General features: G+C 45.5%; 22 protein-coding genes. All 22 read left to right on the top strand.

Features of this window, described 5'->3' with window-relative positions:
- Positions 1 to 45: 45 nt before the first annotated feature.
- The 22 genes from xtmA to NYE56_RS06465 all read left to right on the top strand — a co-directional run bounded on the left by xtmA (position 46) and on the right by NYE56_RS06465 (position 18180).
- Positions 46 to 843, top strand: a complete 798-nt coding sequence (gene xtmA, locus NYE56_RS06360; RefSeq protein WP_341283629.1) for a phage terminase small subunit — start codon at positions 46 to 48, stop codon at positions 841 to 843.
- A complete protein-coding gene (locus NYE56_RS06365; protein ID WP_341283630.1) occupies positions 840 to 2141 on the top strand; it encodes a PBSX family phage terminase large subunit in 1302 nt (433 codons plus the stop codon). The genes xtmA and NYE56_RS06365 overlap by 4 nt, the downstream gene beginning before the upstream one ends.
- A 3-nt stretch (positions 2142 to 2144) precedes the next feature.
- Positions 2145 to 3632 carry a phage portal protein gene (locus NYE56_RS06370; RefSeq protein WP_003232695.1) on the top strand — a complete coding sequence of 496 codons (1488 nt, stop codon included), beginning with the start codon at positions 2145 to 2147 and terminating at the stop codon, positions 3630 to 3632.
- A 19-nt stretch (positions 3633 to 3651) separates the two neighbouring features.
- Positions 3652 to 4479 carry an XkdF-like putative serine protease domain-containing protein gene (locus NYE56_RS06375; protein WP_268554773.1) on the top strand — a complete coding sequence of 276 codons (828 nt, stop codon included), beginning with the start codon at positions 3652 to 3654 and terminating at the stop codon, positions 4477 to 4479.
- A gap of 25 nt (positions 4480 to 4504) precedes the next feature.
- Positions 4505 to 5440: a phage major capsid protein gene (locus NYE56_RS06380; RefSeq protein WP_003232690.1), complete on the top strand. Its 936-nt coding sequence runs from the start codon at positions 4505 to 4507 to the stop codon at positions 5438 to 5440.
- Positions 5441 to 5461: 21 nt separating this feature from the next.
- Positions 5462 to 5845, top strand: a complete 384-nt coding sequence (gene yqbG, locus NYE56_RS06385; protein ID WP_040083372.1) for a protein YqbG — start codon at positions 5462 to 5464, stop codon at positions 5843 to 5845.
- Positions 5842 to 6198, top strand: coding sequence for a YqbH/XkdH family protein (locus tag NYE56_RS06390; protein WP_341283631.1), 357 nt, complete (start codon positions 5842 to 5844; stop codon positions 6196 to 6198). The genes yqbG and NYE56_RS06390 overlap by 4 nt, the downstream gene beginning before the upstream one ends.
- Entirely contained in the window at positions 6195 to 6680 is a 486-nt protein-coding gene (locus tag NYE56_RS06395) for an HK97 gp10 family phage protein (RefSeq protein WP_341283632.1), read from the top strand. Before NYE56_RS06390 ends, NYE56_RS06395 begins: the two co-directional genes overlap by 4 nt.
- A gap of 12 nt (positions 6681 to 6692) precedes the next feature.
- Entirely contained in the window at positions 6693 to 7133 is a 441-nt protein-coding gene (locus NYE56_RS06400; RefSeq protein WP_268554770.1) for a phage portal protein, read from the top strand.
- Between the two features lie 3 nt (positions 7134 to 7136).
- Entirely contained in the window at positions 7137 to 7355 is a 219-nt protein-coding gene (locus NYE56_RS06405) for a hypothetical protein (RefSeq protein WP_268554769.1), read from the top strand.
- Positions 7352 to 8752 carry a phage tail sheath family protein gene (locus NYE56_RS06410; protein WP_003245369.1) on the top strand — a complete coding sequence of 467 codons (1401 nt, stop codon included), beginning with the start codon at positions 7352 to 7354 and terminating at the stop codon, positions 8750 to 8752. The genes NYE56_RS06405 and NYE56_RS06410 overlap by 4 nt, the downstream gene beginning before the upstream one ends.
- A 1-nt stretch (position 8753) precedes the next feature.
- Positions 8754 to 9197 carry a phage tail tube protein gene (locus NYE56_RS06415; protein ID WP_003232677.1) on the top strand — a complete coding sequence of 148 codons (444 nt, stop codon included), beginning with the start codon at positions 8754 to 8756 and terminating at the stop codon, positions 9195 to 9197.
- Between the two features lie 90 nt (positions 9198 to 9287).
- A complete protein-coding gene (locus NYE56_RS06420; protein ID WP_003232676.1) occupies positions 9288 to 9734 on the top strand; it encodes a phage-like element PBSX protein XkdN in 447 nt (148 codons plus the stop codon).
- Between the two features lie 29 nt (positions 9735 to 9763).
- Positions 9764 to 9913, top strand: coding sequence for a hypothetical protein (locus tag NYE56_RS06425; protein WP_003239113.1), 150 nt, complete (start codon positions 9764 to 9766; stop codon positions 9911 to 9913).
- A gap of 1 nt (position 9914) precedes the next feature.
- Positions 9915 to 13916 (top strand): transglycosylase SLT domain-containing protein, encoded by a 4002-nt coding sequence (locus NYE56_RS06430; RefSeq protein ID WP_341284385.1) that lies wholly within the window; start codon positions 9915 to 9917, stop codon positions 13914 to 13916.
- Positions 13909 to 14568 (top strand): LysM peptidoglycan-binding domain-containing protein, encoded by a 660-nt coding sequence (locus tag NYE56_RS06435; RefSeq protein WP_033884962.1) that lies wholly within the window; start codon positions 13909 to 13911, stop codon positions 14566 to 14568. Before NYE56_RS06430 ends, NYE56_RS06435 begins: the two co-directional genes overlap by 8 nt.
- Before the next feature lie 15 nt (positions 14569 to 14583).
- Positions 14584 to 15561: an XkdQ/YqbQ family protein gene (locus NYE56_RS06440; RefSeq protein ID WP_341283633.1), complete on the top strand. Its 978-nt coding sequence runs from the start codon at positions 14584 to 14586 to the stop codon at positions 15559 to 15561.
- Positions 15561 to 15827, top strand: a complete 267-nt coding sequence (locus NYE56_RS06445; protein ID WP_268554765.1) for a DUF2577 family protein — start codon at positions 15561 to 15563, stop codon at positions 15825 to 15827. Before NYE56_RS06440 ends, NYE56_RS06445 begins: the two co-directional genes overlap by 1 nt.
- 57 nt (positions 15828 to 15884) lie before the next feature.
- The gene (locus tag NYE56_RS06450) at positions 15885 to 16310 is read left to right on the top strand and encodes a DUF2634 domain-containing protein (protein ID WP_268554764.1); all 426 of its coding nucleotides are present in this window, start codon (positions 15885 to 15887) and stop codon (positions 16308 to 16310) included.
- Complete coding sequence (locus tag NYE56_RS06455) at positions 16303 to 17349, top strand: baseplate J/gp47 family protein (RefSeq protein WP_268554763.1); 1047 nt, start codon at positions 16303 to 16305, stop codon at positions 17347 to 17349. Before NYE56_RS06450 ends, NYE56_RS06455 begins: the two co-directional genes overlap by 8 nt.
- Complete coding sequence (locus NYE56_RS06460) at positions 17333 to 17911, top strand: YmfQ family protein (RefSeq protein WP_014476551.1); 579 nt, start codon at positions 17333 to 17335, stop codon at positions 17909 to 17911. Before NYE56_RS06455 ends, NYE56_RS06460 begins: the two co-directional genes overlap by 17 nt.
- The gene (locus NYE56_RS06465; protein WP_003232665.1) at positions 17908 to 18180 is read left to right on the top strand and encodes a hypothetical protein; all 273 of its coding nucleotides are present in this window, start codon (positions 17908 to 17910) and stop codon (positions 18178 to 18180) included. Before NYE56_RS06460 ends, NYE56_RS06465 begins: the two co-directional genes overlap by 4 nt.

Below are 18180 nucleotides of genomic sequence, written 5' to 3' on the forward strand. Positions count from 1 at the left end.
TTTATGAATAAACAACCATGCTGGAGGTGGCGGTGATGCCGTAGCATGAAAACACAACTTCGCGAACAAGCATTATCAATCTATCAACAACATCAAGGAAAGATCACAAATCGGGCGATTGCGGACACAATCGGTGTTTCCGCGAAAACAATCGGCATCTGGAAAAAACAAGACAAATGGAAAGAGGCGCTGTTTTCTGCGTCCAAAAACGAACAAAAACAGCGCCCTATAGACAACGATGAATTAAATGAACGCCAGCGGCTGTTTTGCCTGTATTACGTCAAAAGCTTCAATGCCACACAGTCAGCAATCAAAGCGGGCTATTCTCCGGACAGCGCTCATGTGACGGGCAGCCGGCTCTTAAAAAACGAAAAGGTCGCTGCTGAAATCAGGCGCATAAAAAAAGAAATGGTCAATGAGATGTTTATTGAAGCGATGGATGTGCTGCAGGTTTATATCAAGATCGCGTTTGCGGATATTACGGACTATGTGACCTTCGGAAAAAAAGAGGTCCAGGCTGTCGGGAAATCGGGGCCGCTGTTTGATGAAGATGATAACCCGATTATGAAGGAAATCAGCTTTGTCGATGTCAAAGACTCCGGGCTCGTTGACGGCACCATTGTAACGGAAGCAAAGCTTGGCAAAGAAGGCATTGCCATCAAGCTTGCAGATAAAATGAAGGCGCTTGAGAAGCTGTCCTTATATTTTGATTTGTTTCCAGATCAATTTAAACAAAAAATTGAAAATGAGAAATTGAAGCTTGCCAAACAAAAAGCGGAGAAAACAGATGACAGCCAGGAACCGATTGAAATTATGATCAAACGAAAAGAGGGCAAGTCATGATTGTAAAAGAAATCAACCCTCATTTCGAAGATTACGTGTTCAATTGGGAGCAGACGTACCAGTTTCTCGTCGGCGGCTACGGCTCATCCAAAAGCTATCATACGGCATTGAAAATCGTGCTAAAGCTGCTGAAGGAAAAACGGACGGCCCTTGTGATCCGGGAGGTGTTCGATACCCATCAGGATTCGACCTTCGCCTTGTTTCAAGAGGTGATCGAAGAGCTCGGTCTCACAAAGGCTGTGGCATCTCTTTCTTCCCCGCTGCAGCTGCGATTTCACAATGGCAGCCGGATCATGTTCAAAGGAATGGACAATCCGGCAAAATTAAAATCGGTTCATAACATTTCATTAATATGGATTGAAGAGTGCTCAGAGGTGAAGTATGAGGGGTTCAAGGAGTTAATCGGACGTCTTCGCCATCCTGAGCTGAAGCTTCATATGATCTGTACCACCAATCCCGTCGGCACCTCCAATTGGACGTATAGGCATTTTTTTCGGGATGAACGCAAGAAACGGTTTGTGCTGGATGACAGCGAACTTTACGAAAAGCGGACGATTGTGAAGGGAGATACGTATTACCATCATTCCACCGCTAACGACAATCTTTTTCTCCCGGAAAGCTATCTGAAACAGCTTGACGGACTCAAAGAGTATGATCCCGACCTGTACCGGATTGCCCGCAAAGGACGATTCGGCGTCAATGGGATCAGGGTGCTGCCGCAGTTCGAGGTACTCCCGCATAATCAAGTAAAAAAATGTATCGCAGCCATCAGCAAGCCAATCTTTCGTACAGGCATGGATTTTGGATTCGAGGAATCCTATAATGCCGTCGTCCGGCTTGCTGTAGATCCTGAAAAAAAATACCTCTACATTTATTGGGAGTATTATCAAAACAAAATGACAGATGACAGGACGGCTGATGAGCTGCGTGAGTTTATTGAGACACAGGAATTGATCAAAGCCGACTCGGCTGAGCCGAAAAGCATTCAATATTTCCGCCAGCAAGGCTTTCGGATGGTTGGAGCCAGAAAGTTTCCCGGCTCTAGGCTTCAATATACCAAAAAGGTAAAACGGTTCAAAAAAATCTTCTGTTCGGATCGCTGTGAAAATGTCATCTATGAGCTCAAGACACTTACGTATGCCAAAGATAAAAACGGAGCTCTGATTGAGGATGAATTCACGATTGACCCGCATACGCTTTCTGCCATTTGGTATGCGCTTGATGATTATGAGGTTGCTGATATGAAAGAGACAGCACACAAACGAATCCGGCCGAACCGAGAAAGGAGGAGGTCATAAATCATGCACAATCAAACAGTCAGAGCAACTGTATTTAAAGCCAATGCCGCGGCTCCTCAGACAAAGCAAATCTATGAAGATGACTTTTCTGAGCTGTACGGAGAGGACATTATCGCTCCGCCCTACAATATCATCGAGCTCAAAACCATTGCCGAATACTCGACTATTCTTCAGCAATGCATTGATGCGTACAGAGTGAATATTACAGGCTTTGGATTCGATGTTGAGTACACATTTGATGTCAACGCAAGTGATGTCGATCAGGCAAAAAAGAAAAGAGCGGAAAAAGACTGGGCCAGACTCGAAGCCTTTTATAAATGTCTTCACTTTGATGAATCAGCTGAAATGATTTTAGGCTATGCCATCGAAGACAGAGAAAAAACAGGCAACGGATTTATGGAAGTGCTTCGCGACGGGGCGGGAAAACCTGCCGGCATCGAATATTTAGATGTGAAATATATGCGTGTATGCGGAGCAGGCGAGCCTGTAGAGGTTTCATTCGTATATGAAGAAAACGGGAAAATGAAAAGGATCAAAAGGCAAAAACGCTTCCGAAAATATGTGCAGATGATCAATGGAAAGAAAGTATTTTTTAAAGAATACGGCGATCCGCGAAAAATGGATATGCGCACAGGTGAATATGTAAACACATTGGCAGAGAAGTATCAAGCAAATGAAGCCATTCACCTCAAAATCGGAAGCGGCGTATACGGTGTACCCCGCTGGATCGGCAATATTGTCAATTTATACGGGGCCCGAAAAGCAGAAGAGCTCAATTTTATGTATTTTAAGCAGGGACGTCACGTCCCCGCTGCGATTACAGTGGAAAACGGGATGCTGTCTGAAGCTTCTTACCGGGAGCTGCAGGAATACATGAATGATCTTGAAGGTGTTGAAAACGCCCATAAATTTCTCCTGATAGAAGCGGAAGGAATCGCAAAAGAAAAGGATCTCCACGGAGGCGAGGATATTACGCCGGTTTCCGTGGAAATCAAATCCTTGGCTGAAATTCTCCAAAACGACGCCTTGTTTCTTGAATACGATGAAAAAAGCAGAAATAAGCTGCGTTCCGCGTTCCGCCTCCCGCCGCTGTATACAGGCGAGGCCCAGGAATACAACCGGGCGACAGCTGATACGGCTAGAAAAATTACGGAGGAGCAGGTTTTTCAGCCGGAGCGAAAAACGCTCGTGAATAAACTGAATACGCTGCTTTTGCCGGAGCTGAATATCCATGACGTCAGGCTGACATTAAAAGGACCAGACTTTCGTGATCCGCTTGAGATTGCGAAGGTGCTCGGTCCTTTTATTACAGCAGGAGCAGTCTCGCCGAATGATTTACGCGACCTTGCCGGACGGGTGCTTGGCAAAACACTGGAGGAGTGGCCGGAGGACATTTATAAACGGCCTGCAGGACAGGATGCGGAAAAGACAAACCTGACTGCGCTCATGCAGGAGTTGAAAGAAAGCATCGAAGATATCAAAACGTCCTGAAGGGAGGTGAATCAAGCAGGTGGCGCGAGAATTAAGAAATGCCAAAATCAGCTTTGTCAGTTATGTGGACAAGGCGGCTAACCAGACAGAATTTTTCTTTACGAAGTCAGCCGAACCTCCGTCATTTGAAAAAAAGGTTCGGCTGTTTACAAAAAGTGAGCAGAATGAACAAAAGCTCGTGTACGGAATCGTGTATGAGCCTGATGTTCCTGATGCCCACGGCGATTTTATGACCGCCGAGGAAATTGAAAAAGCGGCGCACGGTTTTCTCGCGGAGGCACGGGAGATTGATATCAATCACAGCTTTGAGGGCGGAACCGGCGTCGTGGTCGAGTCCTATGTGGCGCCCGATGATTTTATGATCGGATCAAAGCGGATTACAAAGGGCTCATGGGTACTCGTGACAAGAGCGTCTGACGAGGTGTGGGAACAGATTAAGGCTGGAATTATCACCGGCTACAGCATGGCGGGCACTGCAGATGTGTATGAAGAAGAACCGGTCGAAAAAGCAGGGTTCTTCAGTGTATTCAAGCAAATGCTTGCTGACAAAACAGGGAAGGAGACTGAAGAAATGAGAAAAGAAGACATGAAAGAATCATTCGAGCATGCGCTTTACCCTCTGCTCAAACGGCTTGAGCGGATTGAAAAAAACACAGACACGGAGGAAAAGCCGGAGCAGACGGGTGATGACGAGCGTCTGAAAAAGCTCGTTGAAGACATGCTTGCCCCGCTGATCGAACGCATCGAGGCTTTGGAAAAAGCGCGAGGCGCGTCTAAGCAGACAGCGGACGATACGGGCGGCAATACAGAGCAAGTCAAAAAATCAATCTGGAGCGGACTGCTGTAAAACCAGTCAAGGAGGAGGAAATCAATTGAGAAATCAAGAGATCATTCGGAAAGCGGAAATGTCGCTTTCTGCTTTAAAAAGCGGCGGGCTTATGAACCCTGCGCAAGCATCGGCTTTTATCCGCATGGTGCAAAACACGCCGACCATTTTCAGTGAATCCCGCGTGATTCAAATGGAAAATGACTCGCAAAAATTTGAGAAAATCGGCTTCGGCCAGCGTATTCTGCGGGCTGCGCAAGAAGGGAAAGCACTGTCAAACGACGAGCTGACAGTTCCAACGACAAGCACTGTCCAGCTGAACACGAAGGAAGTCATTGCGGAAATTAACATTACGTATGACACACTTGAAAACAATATTGAAAAAGACGGCCTGCAGCAGACAATCATGCAAATTTTAGCAGAGCGCGCAGCAGTTGATATTGAAGAGCTGATTGTTAACGGCGATACTGCATCAGCTGATCCGTATCTGGCACAGCTGGACGGCATCCGCAAACAGGCAGTTTCCCATATCGTTGACATGAACGGTGAAGAACTGTCCAGAGCGACATTCAAGAAAGGCTTAAAGGCAGTTCCGCCAAAATATTTGCGCATCCCTCAGGAATTCAGATTCTATACGTCTCACGGCTTAGAAGTTGAATGGAAGGACCGCGTGGCAGACCGCCAGACAAACCTTGGGGACCAGGCTGTTCAGGGCGGCTTGTCAACAGCATTCGGCGTACCGGTCAAAGGGGTATCCAATATTCAGCCGTACACAGTCGGTGAGGGAGACGCGCAATATGACGCTTCTGATATCATTCTCACACATCCGAAAAATATCATTCTCGGCTTCTCCCGCAATATCCGAATTGAAGTCGACAAAGACATCCGCTCCCGTAAATTCATTATTGTCTTAACGGCCAAGCTGGACAGCAAGTTCGAGGAAGAGGATGCCTGCGCGAAATTAATTAACGTAAAAGAATAATAGAAACGAGGTGGTCAGCTCATGCTCATTGAACCGACTGACGTAGCCTCCTATTCGGTCTATGATCGGGTGAAAAACAGGCCGGAAGAGCTGCTGGCGCAGGATATCATCGAGGCGGAAGCAGAAGCGGCTCTCATCACGGGCCACCGCTTTGAAGACAGCTTGTATGATCCGCTGCCCGGCAAGGTGAAGTTGGCTTTAGTAAAGCTTGCCCAGTATTTTGCGCTTGTCAACAGCGATGAATCTGCCTCATCAAGCTATCAGTCTGAGAAAATGGGGGATTATTCCTACACGGTTTCCGGAGAAGGCGGGATTCAGCGGCCTGAGGTGTATCATTTGCTCGAAGAGTTTATCACGCCGGGCTACGTCCCTGAATCCTCCAGACTGAAGGTGAGATCTTTATGAGCTACAAGCAGATGCTCATTCACCGTTGCGACATTTATCATGAAGCAGCCCAAGCGCCGTCTGCAGGCCGATTTGGGATTCCGGCAGACAGGCTGCAGCCGATGATTTCATATCCGGATACACCCGATGAACAAGATGTCCCTTGTTATTTTACCGAAAAAACGCAGCAGCTGAATCAGGAGAAGCCGGATCAAACTGTATATCATAGCTTTCTCGTCCATTTTCCGTTGTCAGCGGACATCCGCGTGAACGATAAAATCATTCGGGAGAATCATAAATATATACTAAAGCTGCCGAAAAGGATCAGGCATCATCATTGGGAGGTCGTCGCAGTCAGGGATGAAAGCCTATGAAAATAGCGGGATTGAAACAGCTGAACACGGCATTAAAAGAAGCGGCTTCAGGCGGTTTTTCCAGACAGGCGTCCCGGTGGCTTGAGGAGTGCGGGCAAGATTTTCTGGAGATCGTCCAATCTGAACTCATCAGCACACAAACGATTGATACAGAAAAACTGCTCAGTTCCTTTGAGAAAGGCGCAGAGGACAATCTCTGGATTGTGCAAAGCGGCGGGCTTTCGCTTGAGGTGGGGACACAGCTTGATTACGCCTCATTTCTTAATGACGGCCATTGGACGTCAAAACAAGATGTGAGATGGGTGCCGGGGCGTTTTCAAGGCTCACGGTTTATTTATGATCCAGCGGCTTCAATGGGAATGGCGCTTAAGAAAAAATGGATACCAGGCACGGGCTACTGGGATCATGCACTGCTTTTATATGAACAGCTGTTTGAAAAATCGCTGGAAAGCAAACTGCGCCAGTGGCTGAAGAAGCTGTAAAGGAGGAGCAGGATGAACAGTGAAACAGGATCGATCATGGCGTTTTTGTACAGCCGGTGGTCTGTTCCCATTTATGAACGCGAGCTTCCTGATCACTTTCAGGTGCCGTCGTTATACGTCCCGCCACCATCTGTTTTCGAGGAAACAGATACGGTCTCCACATTTAAAAAAACCTACAGTCTCAATGTAAAACTGTTTCATCTGGACTCCGTTCAGGCGCTGGATGAAGCGGACAGGCTCGCGGATGCCATCAGAGAAGCGAGAAATATGATTCCGCTGCTGAGTGAATCCGGCGAGAAGACGGGGGATATGGTTCGCATCTCCCGAATCGAGACAAGGGTAGGAGACAGGGGCGAGGCGGCCATGGTGATCAGGTGGAGCAGCCGATATTATTATCACAAAACAGAACAGCATGTCTTACAGGATATCGACATGAACAGCGGGGTGAAATAAACGGTGTCAAAGGACAAACAACACAAGAAGGCTGTACATACAAAGAGCCGGGAAGCTCTATTTGATACAGCGGATTTGATTAAGCACGCGAAGGAACTGTTCGGCGTTAAGCCGGATATTCTTCAGGGGGCTTTATTTGGCGTGGATCAACCACGTATGACGAAATCAAAAGCCAACCAATTGATTCAAACATTTCTAACCAAGGAGGTCATGTCATCATGAATGGCGGAACATTTACAACAGGCAAAGAAAAAGAACGTGCAGGCATTTATTTTAACTTTAAAACGACGGCACAGGAGCGGGTATCACTCAGTGAACGGGGAACAGTCGCACTTCCGGTCGCATCAAGCTGGGGCGAAGCGAAAACGTTCGTCTCCATTTCCAGTGTTGAAGACCTAAACAAAAAAGTGGGCCTCAGCATCGATGACCCGTCTTTATTGCTGCTGCGTGAAGCAAAGAAAAATGCGAAAACGGTATTAATGTACCGACTAACCGAAGGTGTCCGAGCGTCTGCTGATATTGCTGAAGGCGTCAAAGCAACTGCAGTATATGGCGGAACAAAAGGAAATGACATTATCATCCGCATCAATCAAAATGTGCTGGATGCTAATTCTTTCGATGTGACAACATATATGGACGAATCAGAGGTTGATAAACAGACTGTCAAAAAGGCTGAAGAATTAACAGCTAACGGCTATGTCACTTTTACCGGAACAGGCGATCTTTCTTCAACGATTCCTCTCACTGGATCAGAAGGAGACACTGCAGCTGAGACGCTGAATGCATCCGCGGGCATCCGTTTATCCGGCGGTACAGATAAAGCCCCTGTCAACTCCGACTATACAGATTTCTTAGCCGCGGCTGAAACGGAGAGCTTTGATGTGATTGCGCTGCCTGTTGCAGAAGGTGACCAGTTAAAGGCGACGTTTGCTGCTTTCATTAAACGCCTGCGCGACGGCCAAGGACAAAAAGTGCAAGGCGTCACAGCCAATTATGCCGGTGATTATGAAGGCATCATCAACGTAACCGAGGGTGTGCTGCTTGAAGATGGCACGGAAGTTACACCCGACAAAGCAACAGCTTGGGTAGCTGGAGCGAGTGCAGGAGCAACCTTTAACCAATCACTTACATTTGTAGAGTACGAAGGCGCAGTTGATGTGTTACACCGCCTCGACCACGATACGATTGTTGAACGTCTGGGTAAAGGTGAATTTTTATTCACATTCGACGCCCGTGATAAATCCGTCAGCGTAGAAAAGGACATTAACTCACTCGTGACGTTCACAGCTGAGAAAAACAAGAAATTTGCGAAGAACAAAATCGTTCGTGTCCTGGATGCTGTGAATAATGATTTAACACGCGAGCTGAAAGCCTTAATTAAATCAAGAAAAGGCAGCGGAAGCGATATCCCGGCATCTGAAGACGGACTGCAGTATGTAAAAACGATGATCACACAATACATGACAACGCTTCAGGATGCAGGCGGCATCACTGGCTTTGATTCCGATGAAGATATCACAATTTCAATGAATGAAGATCGTGACGGCTTCTTGATTGACCTGGCTGTACAGCCTGTCGACGCAGCAGAAAAATTCTACTTTAATGTGGAGGTAAACTAATATGGCATTAAAAGCACAAAACACAATCTCAGGAAAAGAAGGCCGTTTATTCCTCGATGGCGAGGAAATGGCGCACATCAAAACATTTGAAGCAAACGTTGAGAAAAACAAATCTGAAGTCAACATTATGGGCCGCCGCATGACAGGCCATAAAACAACAGGGGCAAATGGAACAGGGACCGCGACGTTCTACAAAGTCACATCAAAATTCGTGCTATTGATGATGGACTATGTCAAAAAAGGCAGCGACCCTTATTTCACGCTCCAAGCTGTGCTGGATGATCAATCCTCCGGCCGGGGCACAGAGCGAGTCACGCTGTACGACGTCAACTTTGACTCTGCCAAAATCGCAAGCCTTGATGTCGATTCAGAAGCGTTAGAGGAAGAAGTTCCATTTACATTCGAAGACTTCGACGTCCCTGAAAAGCTATCTGACACGTTTTAATCAAAGCTGAATCAGCCCATACGCAGACCTTTCTCAGAAAGGTCTGTTTTTAAAAGATGAAACCAAACAATAGACAAGGGAGTTTTTTACATGAGCGAGAAGAACGAAAACGTATATGATCTTTCCTTTTTTATGCCGGGAAAAACAATTGAAGCTGAGGAAATCAAAGTGCCGATCTCAAAGCGTTTTGTTGATAAAAAAGGGAATGTCATTCCGTTTATTTTAAAACCAATTACTACTGAACGGATTGATGAATTAGAGAAAGAAAACACGACATTTAAAAATGTGAAAGGCCGCGGCCGCGTCAAAGATTTAGACTCCCAGCGCTTTTATGCGAGAATTGCCATCGAATCTACTATTTATCCTGATTTTCGTTCAAAAGATTTAAGGGAAGCATACAAAACTGCGGATCCGGTAGAAGTTGCCAAACGTGTATTATCTGTTGGGGGAGAGTATGCGAACTGGCTGAATAAAGCAATTGAAATCAATGGTTTTGAAGATGATCTTGAAGATCTAGAAGAAGAAGCAAAAAACTAGTAAAGGATGGCGATAAGGAAGCTGTGTATTTGTACTATGCAATGCATGAGCTTCATTACTCGCCATCCCAACTTCTTGAATTATATGAAGCACCAAAACATTTTAAAGCTCTTTTATTTGGGTTGATAGGTTATAAGCTAGATCTATTAGAAAAAGAATCAAGGAGAGGAGGGAACTAATATCGCAAAATTAACAGCTCGTTTTGATCTCGAAGACAAGGTATCTAAAAAACTAAAACGGATACATAAAGGATTCCAAGAGGTCGAAAAAAAAGTCAAAACCATTAATCGGCAAATCAAAATCAGTATCAGAGCGGAAGATCAGGCATTTTACCGGCTGAGAAAAATAAACGACTATATCATTTTAAAATTCGCGAAATCGCTTGAAATTAAAGTTATACTTGATGACCAAGTCACTTCAAAGCTTGATGCAATTGAAAGAAAATTTAAACGGCTGCCGAAAGAAACGAAGCTGACTGTCTCTTTGGTAGACCGGACAACAGCTGCGTATAAAAAAATAAAGAAGATGCTATCTAATCAAAAGCTATCATTCCTTTTGATTCCAGATGACAAGGTTACTTCTACAGTTAAAAGGATTATCGGTTATATTAAGAAAAATTTAAAAAACGGATACACAGTAAAACTAAAGGTCATCGATGAAATCACCAAAACAGTTAATCGATTAACAGCACTTCTAAGGAAATTTGAAAAAACCTATTATGTAAAAGTGGTTGTTAAGACAAGAATATCAGACAAAATCAATAAAAAAGAAAGCCCGATTAACAAAGAAACTTCTAAGAAAGAATCAGACAAATCCTCAGATAAAGGCTCTGATAAAAGCTCAGATCAAAAACCTGGATGGGTCGGAAAAATAAAAGGCTGGCTGAAGGATTGGTGGACAAAATCAGCTTGGCCTTGGATTAAAGATACACTCAATGAAATAGGCAAAGCTTTTTTGGATCGTTTCAAAGAGAGATTGATAGAAAAGCTGAAAAATGATGTGTTTGATAAGATCATTGATAAAATTCTAGGACCACAAAAAAAGGACGATTCTGGTGAAAATTCTGACACAGATAAAAAAGTCCTTAACCGTAATACAGGAGGAAATTGTTGCTGCGACTGCTGTGAAGGCGGCGGCCTCAATCCGAGCACTAAAAATAAAAAAACCTATAGAAAAAAGAAAAGTCCCACAAAGGCTCCAAACAGAACACTCAAGGTTCCTGGAGAGGTGATAAGAAGACGCCAAAGCGGCACACCTGCTGAAAGTGCACCTAGGACCTCGGGTTCCAAGTTAAAGAACTGGCTTGGAGGCTTAAAATCGCTAGGGAAGGATTCATCCAAACTAGGTAAAGCGTTCAGAGGAATGGGAAAGGCTGTTCCATACGTAGGATCTGCTTTAGCAGTGTTTGATTTAGCTGGAATCAATAAAGATAATGCTGGCGAAAAGGTTGGTTCAATCGGAGGACGCATTGCCGGAGCGGAAGCTGGTGCAACAGCCGGAGCGGAAGCTGGTGCAACGATTGGATCCTTCGTTGGTCCGGAAGGTACAGCAATCGGCGGCGCAATCGGCGGAATTGGCGGTGGATTAGTAGGCGGAATCGGTGGCGAAGAAGCAGGTAAGAACATTGGTAAGATGTTTGATACTTCTAAGTTAAAGGAGAGCATAAGCAATTCACTATTTAACAAAGAGTGGTGGAGTGGAAAATGGAACTCCATTTCTGATACTGCCAATGGGGCCATTACTTGGATTGAAGATACATGGAGTAAAGTTTCAACTTGGTTTGACCAGTATGTGTTTACACCTATTTATAATGTTGCTGTACCTGTAATTAATTTTATAGTAGGATTGTTTGCCTATGCATGGGATGGCATATTGGCAGTATGGAACATTGTCTACCCGTGGTTTAAGGATAACGTGTGGGATCCAATAAGCGGAGCAGTTACTAATGTTGCTACAACGATATGGACTGGATTGTGCAACGCCTGGACGGTTATTTCAGGCATATGGTCTACTGTTTCAACATGGTTTATGGACAATGTGTGGAATCCTGTAAGTGAAGCCGTAACCACTGCGGCAACATGGATTTGGAGTAAGATCAATGATGCATGGACAATAATTTCCAACATTTGGACGGGTGTGTCGAATTGGTTTTATAATAATGTATGGAACCCGATCGTCACAAAAGTAGAAGATATTAAAACTTCAATAAAAGAAAAATTCGATGATGCAAGGAAATTTTTTGAGGATGCATGGGATGGAATTGAAACTTGGTTTAATGAACATGTGAAAGATCCATTGGTTAAAGTATCAGAGAAAATTGCTGAGAAATTTCAATGGCTATTCGATTTAAAAGATTCAGTTGGAGGTTTCGTTGCAAAAGTAATACACAGGGGGGAGGAAGTTACTCACCTCAAGAAAAAACCAAGCAAAAAGGATTCGAAAGAGAAAAAAACTAGTTCCAAAACAACTACTAATAACATTTTTGCTCAATCTCCATCAAATAATAATATGACTGTTTTTCAACAAGCACTGGATCAGAACGCCACAGGCGGCTACATCACCAAACCAACCATCTCGTGGATCGGTGAAGCCGGCAAGGAATTCGTTATCCCGGTCGATAACAACCGAGGCCGGGGGAAGATGCTTCTTTCACAAGCGGCGTCTAAGCTGGGTATGCAAGTTGTAGACGACATGGGAGCAGCTTCGTCTTCTGGCGGAAGTCCAGCATCTATTTCAGGAGGAGCAGCTGTCAGTCCTTTATCAGGCTCAGCCTCCCCAGCAATGAACACTGCAAATCTTACAGGCCAAGCGTCCACACTCGGACAGCAATTTTCAAAAGGCTTTGACAAGGGAATAAACAACCAACCTGTCAAAATGGAAGACTGGAAAAAGAAAAACATCAATACGCCATTTACACAAATGATTTCTGCTTCACCAAATTACGGTAAACAAATGGTAAGCGGGTATGCCAAGGGCCAAAACAGTACAGCAACCGGAACGGACGGCTTTTTGCAATCAAAAGTTAAAACGCCGTATCAAGCCACTGTGAACAAATCGTCTTCATGGGGCACAGGAACGGTCAAAGGCTTTGCGCAAGGACAAAATTCAACCCAAACAGGGACTGCACAGTATGTGAGTACACATGTTGACAAACCGTTCCTGCGTTCAAAAGACACATCGAACAGCTGGGGCTCCGGTTTGATCGGAAACTTTGTGACAGGCATGAATTCTAAATCCAGTGAAGTAAAACAAGCAGCAAAGGATATGGCCAAGAGAGTGGAGCAGGCTTTCCGTGAGGAGCTAGATATTCATTCACCTTCCCGTGTCATGATGAGCTTGGGGCGTTTTGCTTCAATTGGTGTTGTCAAAGGCCTTGGCTCAGTAGATGTAAAGAAATATGCTGAAAAACAAGCCGGATCACTGGCGGCTGCCTATTCCGGAATGGGAGCCATGGGCGGGAACGTAAAACAATGGATTATGGCTGCTCTCATGGCCACCAAGACACCGATGAGCTGGCTACCGGGACTCATGACGATTGCGCAGCATGAATCCGGAGGCAATCCGAATGCAATTAACTTGTGGGACAGCAACGCAAAAGCGGGGCATCCGTCACAAGGGCTGATGCAGACGATCCCAAGCACCTTTAATGACCATAAAGCACCGGGTATGGGTAACATTAAAAACCCGATTCACAACGCAGCTGCTGCGATCGGCTACATTAAAAGCAGATATGGATCAATCAACAATGTGCCGGGTATTAAAAGCTTGAATCATGGCGGACCGTATGTCGGTTACGCAAACGGCGGGCTGATTACAAAAGAACAAATTGCCCGTGTCGGAGAAGGAAACAAGCGGGAATGGATCATTCCGGAGGAGCGAGGCATCCGCGGCCGCTACCTCCTTCAGAGAGCTGCGCAAGCTCTTGGTATGGAAGTGACAGATCCGTCTCAATCCCAGCAGTCTGAGCTTTCTTCAGGACAAGTTTCAGCAGTTACATCCGGTACACGGCAAACGATACAAACAGCCGGAACGAAAGAAATAAAGATTGAGTTTAACGGAGACCAGCACTTCCATAATGGACAGGACGCTGAAAGCCTTGCAGCGAAAATCAAGCAGGCGCTTATAGATGAACTGCAAAAGGATATCAATATTGGAACGAAGGGAGTCGTTGCATTTGACTAAATCCGTATATGAATTTTGGATTTCACAAGGGAAGGACAAGCTGCGGCTCCCCGTTCTTCCCGACCAGCTGAATATTTCAAATACGGTTCAGAATGAGACGGTTAAAGTAGCCAAGTTCGGTGACCTTACATTTATTGACGAACAGGGAGCAAAAGAAATTTCGTTCTCTTCGTTTTTTCCGAAGAAATACAGCCCAATAGCTGAATATCAAACCTTCCCGTCGCCGGAAAATGCGATAACAAAAATTGAAAAATGGATGAAGGCCAAAAAACCGGTTCAGTTTTTGATTACGGGAACTAAAGTGAATTTAACATGCAGCATTGAAGGTTTTTCCTATAGCGAAGGCCAGCAGGATATAGGTGATCGCACCTTTGATATTCAATTAAAAGAATACAAAACCGCTTCCCCGCGGAAAATCAAGCAGAAGAAAAAAACAAAGGCAAAACGTCCGTCGAAGGCTGCGCCGAAGACGTACACAGTGAAAAAGGGAGACACGCTATGGGACATTGCAGGCAGATTTTACGGGAACAGCACCCAATGGCGCAAAATTTGGAACGCCAATAAAACAGCAATGATCAAACGAAGCAAACGGAACATCAGGCAGCCGGGCCACTGGATTTTTCCCGGCCAAAAATTAAAGATACCGCAATGAAACAGGTGATGTATGATGATAGAACTGTTCGTCATTAAAGACACAGAGTGGCTTGAGCTGGTTGCAGAAAGCGTATCGCTTGAAGGCCATCGTTATCAGGCGCCGCGTTCTATTGAAGCGACCATCGTCACCAAGCAGGGCGACCAGACGTATTACAGTGTCTCAGAAGGAGATACGGTTTTGTTTAAATGGAAGGGAAAAGAGCTGTTTCGGGGCATTGTTTTTGCAAGAACCCCGGACGAGCATACACTTGCCTTCAGCGCTTATGACATGCTTCAGTACCTGGTCAAAAACCAGGATATGTACGTGTTTTCCAATCAGCGGGCCGACCAGATCATCAGAAGGATTGCCAGTGACTTCCAGATACCGACAACCTCGATCGCAAACACAGGCCATACGATCAAAAGTCTTGTCATTAAAAATGATACGACATTGTATGACATCATATTAAAAGCGCTGAAACAGACGAAAAGCCAGACAGGACGACATTACCAGCTGTATTCGGAAAAAGGAAAGCTCGGTCTGCGCGCTTGGCCAGATCCGTCAGAAGTATGGGTGCTTGAAACGGGAGTCAATATCACGGGCTACCAATACAGCACTTCTATAAACGACACTGCTACTCGGGTGGTGCTTCGCCGGCAGAAGGACAATAAGACATATAAAGCCTCTGCCAAGGACAGTTCAGGCTTAAATAAATACGGTGTGCTTCAATATACAGAAACGGTCACAGATGACATCAACCAGGCACAGCTTCAGCAGCGGGCTGATGTACGCCTTGCTGAAAAAAAGAGCGTGAAAAAAGAACTGAAAAATATTCAGGCAGTGGGCATCCCGGAAGTGCAGAGCGGCTTGCCTGTCTATATTTCGATTCCGGAGGCCGGCATCAAGAAAACCTATTGGGTAGATACGGACCGGCACGAATTTAAAGGAACGAAACATACGATGACGATCGATGTTGTCGAAAAGAATACGATGCCGGAAGGAGTTTCCTGATGAGATTAAGTGAGGCTATCAAACATTTGGCAGTCGGCGCAGTTGACGCTGAGTCTCCGGTAGAACTGCTCCCGGCTGAAGTCATTTCGGTTTCTCCTGTGGAAATCAAATTAAAAGAAAACAGCAAACTGATCATACCGACTGACGCCATCATTATCCCAAAACGAATGCAGTCCGGAGGAGACGATGCACTCGAGCCGGGGGATCGCCTCATGACCGCGGCTCTGACTGGCGGGCAATCGTTTTTTATTTTAGATAAGGTATAGACAAAACCGCTTCAGTACGAAGGGGTTTTTATTTAGCATGTAAAAGGAGTGGGCATCATGGCCCTGACACCAGAAGTGGAGTTTGAAGATATTGAAGATGAGAGTGAAATCATTGAAACCTCGCAAACGTACAAAATAGATTTTGAAAACGGAAGAATTACGAATGAGCTGATTACCGGGCTTGAAGCGATCATGCAGTTCGTGTATATCGCCTTACAGACTGAACGCTATGCGTATTCCGTATACAGCCATAATGTCGGAAACGAGCTTCAGGACGTGCTGACAGATCATGAGACGACTGATGCGTATAAAAAGATGGAGATTCCGAGGCTGATAGAAGAGGCGCTGGTTTATGATGACCGGATATCGGCTGTAACAGATTTTGAGATTGAAAAACAAGGCGATGCGTTTCATGTATCCTTTGTGGTGGAGACTGATGAAGGGACGCTTGAGATTGAGGAGGTGATTGGCGAACATGTTTGAAGATCAGACCTTTGAAAATATTATGGAGCGAATGCTGAACAGCATTTCCGCAGATATTGACACAAGAGAAGGCAGTGTCATTTATAATGCGTTAGCCCCGGCGGCAGCCGAGCTTGCGAAGTCTTATATATGGCTGGATACTGTGCTTGAGCTAGTCTTTTCTGATACCGCACAAGGCGAATTTTTAGACAGGCGTGCAGCGGAAGCGGGAATTGAAAGAACTGCCGCGACAAAGGCTGTCAGAGCGGGAGAGTTTACATCTGGAGTTACTATTCCTGTCGGCTCCCGCTTTTACGTGGATAATCTTTATTTTCAATATACGGCAGAAGGGACGCTCATCTGTGAAACACCTGGTGAAGCGGGAAACGCCAATCTGACCGGACGCAATTTACTGTCATTGGATACCATTCCCGGTTTAGAAACGGCCATTGTCAAAGAAATCCTGATTCCGGGGCGCGAGGAAGAGGGAGATGACAGCTTGCGAGAACGGTATTTTACAAGGGTTCGGCGTGAGGCCGTCAGTGCCAATAAAATGCATTATAAAGAGTGGGCTGAGGAAGTGGACGGTGTGGGAAAGGCAAAGATCTTCCCGCTTTGGAACGGTGAAGGCACGGTCAAAATTGTCGTCACCAATGCGAATCTTGAGCCCGCTTCTCATATTTTAATTCAAAAAGTGAAAGATTATATCGACCCTGAACCAGGACAGGGAGAGGGACAGGCGCCAATCGGAGCCGTTGTCACAGTGGAGAGCGCGGTCTGGAAAGAAGTTGAGATTTCTGCCGAAGTGCTGCCTGAGATCAATCACTCAATTGATGAAGTGAAGTCAGAAATTGAGGAAGGCGTTTTAAATCTCTTTAAGAAAATGGCGTTTGAAGATAACGTCATCCGTCTTTCTCAAATTAACAATATCGTCTATAATTCACCGTCAGTCAGTGACTACTCCAATATTCAAATCAACGGCACGTCTGAAAATCTGGTGCTGAGCGACGTGGAAATTCCTAGGCTTGGGCAGGTGAAGATCATTGAGCAAACAAGATGACATGCGAGCTTATCTGCCGCCGTTTCTCACCAGCCTTAAAGAAATGGCTGAGCTGCTGAAAGCGGAAGCGCCTGAGTTTGATAAACAAAATGACAGCATATTTGATCTGACGGATCAGTTATTCGTGCCGACGGCGACATGGGGGCTCAGCCGCTGGGAAAAGATTTTAAACGTACCGCGGGAATCAGGCGACACTGATGAGATCAGACGATTGCGGCTCATTTCCAAAATGTCGAACATCCCGCCCATCACATACAGGGCCATTGAGCAGGCGGTAAACCGTTTCTTGAAAAACCCGTCTGCACAGGTCCGCCTGCTTCCCGGCGAATACCGATTTAACGTCGATATCAATGTTGATGACCTCCAGCACATGAATGAGCTGATCGAAGCGATAGAAAACATGAAGCCCGCTCATTTGGCGTATACGCTCAGAGGCGGATTGAACGAGACACTGCAAATCAAAGACACAGTCATCCTGAATCACCGCAGATACCGAACAGCCAGTGAGCTCAAGGTCGGTTATTCTGTCACTCTTAACAACAATGAGGTGGTCTTAACTTGATTTCAACCATATACAGAGAACGCACAGCGGCTGATCTAAAAAGCAGAATCGATCACGTGCTGCTCAACGGCCAAAAAACAGAAATAGTAGAGCTCGCCATTGACGGTGCTACCGTCACTGTACTGACAAAACGTGAGGAAGACATCAAGCATATCGAAACGGTACAAATTTTTGACGAGCTGGGCAACGTCATCACAGAGAGAAAGACTGACCTGGACGTCAGCGAAAACAGAACACTTGATTTCAGATTTACTTTTGAGGTGGTGTAA

Origin of the sequence: Bacillus sp. FSL R5-0603 (assembly GCF_038050295.1) — a bacterium.
Taxonomy (GTDB): domain Bacteria; phylum Bacillota; class Bacilli; order Bacillales; family Bacillaceae; genus Bacillus; species Bacillus subtilis.

What these genes read in the sequence shown, in the direction of transcription:
- xtmA (WP_341283629.1), top strand. Translation starts at nt 46, where the DNA reads ATGAAAACACAACTTCGCGAACAAGCATTATCAATCTATCAACAACAT.
- NYE56_RS06365 (WP_341283630.1), top strand. Translation starts at nt 840, where the DNA reads ATGATTGTAAAAGAAATCAACCCTCATTTCGAAGATTACGTGTTCAAT.
- NYE56_RS06370 (WP_003232695.1), top strand. Translation starts at nt 2,145, where the DNA reads ATGCACAATCAAACAGTCAGAGCAACTGTATTTAAAGCCAATGCCGCG.
- yqbG (WP_040083372.1), top strand. Translation starts at nt 5,462, where the DNA reads ATGCTCATTGAACCGACTGACGTAGCCTCCTATTCGGTCTATGATCGG.
- NYE56_RS06390 (WP_341283631.1), top strand. Translation starts at nt 5,842, where the DNA reads ATGAGCTACAAGCAGATGCTCATTCACCGTTGCGACATTTATCATGAA.
- NYE56_RS06395 (WP_341283632.1), top strand. Translation starts at nt 6,195, where the DNA reads ATGAAAATAGCGGGATTGAAACAGCTGAACACGGCATTAAAAGAAGCG.
- NYE56_RS06400 (WP_268554770.1), top strand. Translation starts at nt 6,693, where the DNA reads ATGAACAGTGAAACAGGATCGATCATGGCGTTTTTGTACAGCCGGTGG.
- NYE56_RS06410 (WP_003245369.1), top strand. Translation starts at nt 7,352, where the DNA reads ATGAATGGCGGAACATTTACAACAGGCAAAGAAAAAGAACGTGCAGGC.
- NYE56_RS06415 (WP_003232677.1), top strand. Translation starts at nt 8,754, where the DNA reads ATGGCATTAAAAGCACAAAACACAATCTCAGGAAAAGAAGGCCGTTTA.
- NYE56_RS06420 (WP_003232676.1), top strand. Translation starts at nt 9,288, where the DNA reads ATGAGCGAGAAGAACGAAAACGTATATGATCTTTCCTTTTTTATGCCG.
- NYE56_RS06440 (WP_341283633.1), top strand. Translation starts at nt 14,584, where the DNA reads ATGATAGAACTGTTCGTCATTAAAGACACAGAGTGGCTTGAGCTGGTT.
- NYE56_RS06445 (WP_268554765.1), top strand. Translation starts at nt 15,561, where the DNA reads ATGAGATTAAGTGAGGCTATCAAACATTTGGCAGTCGGCGCAGTTGAC.
- NYE56_RS06450 (WP_268554764.1), top strand. Translation starts at nt 15,885, where the DNA reads ATGGCCCTGACACCAGAAGTGGAGTTTGAAGATATTGAAGATGAGAGT.
- NYE56_RS06455 (WP_268554763.1), top strand. Translation starts at nt 16,303, where the DNA reads ATGTTTGAAGATCAGACCTTTGAAAATATTATGGAGCGAATGCTGAAC.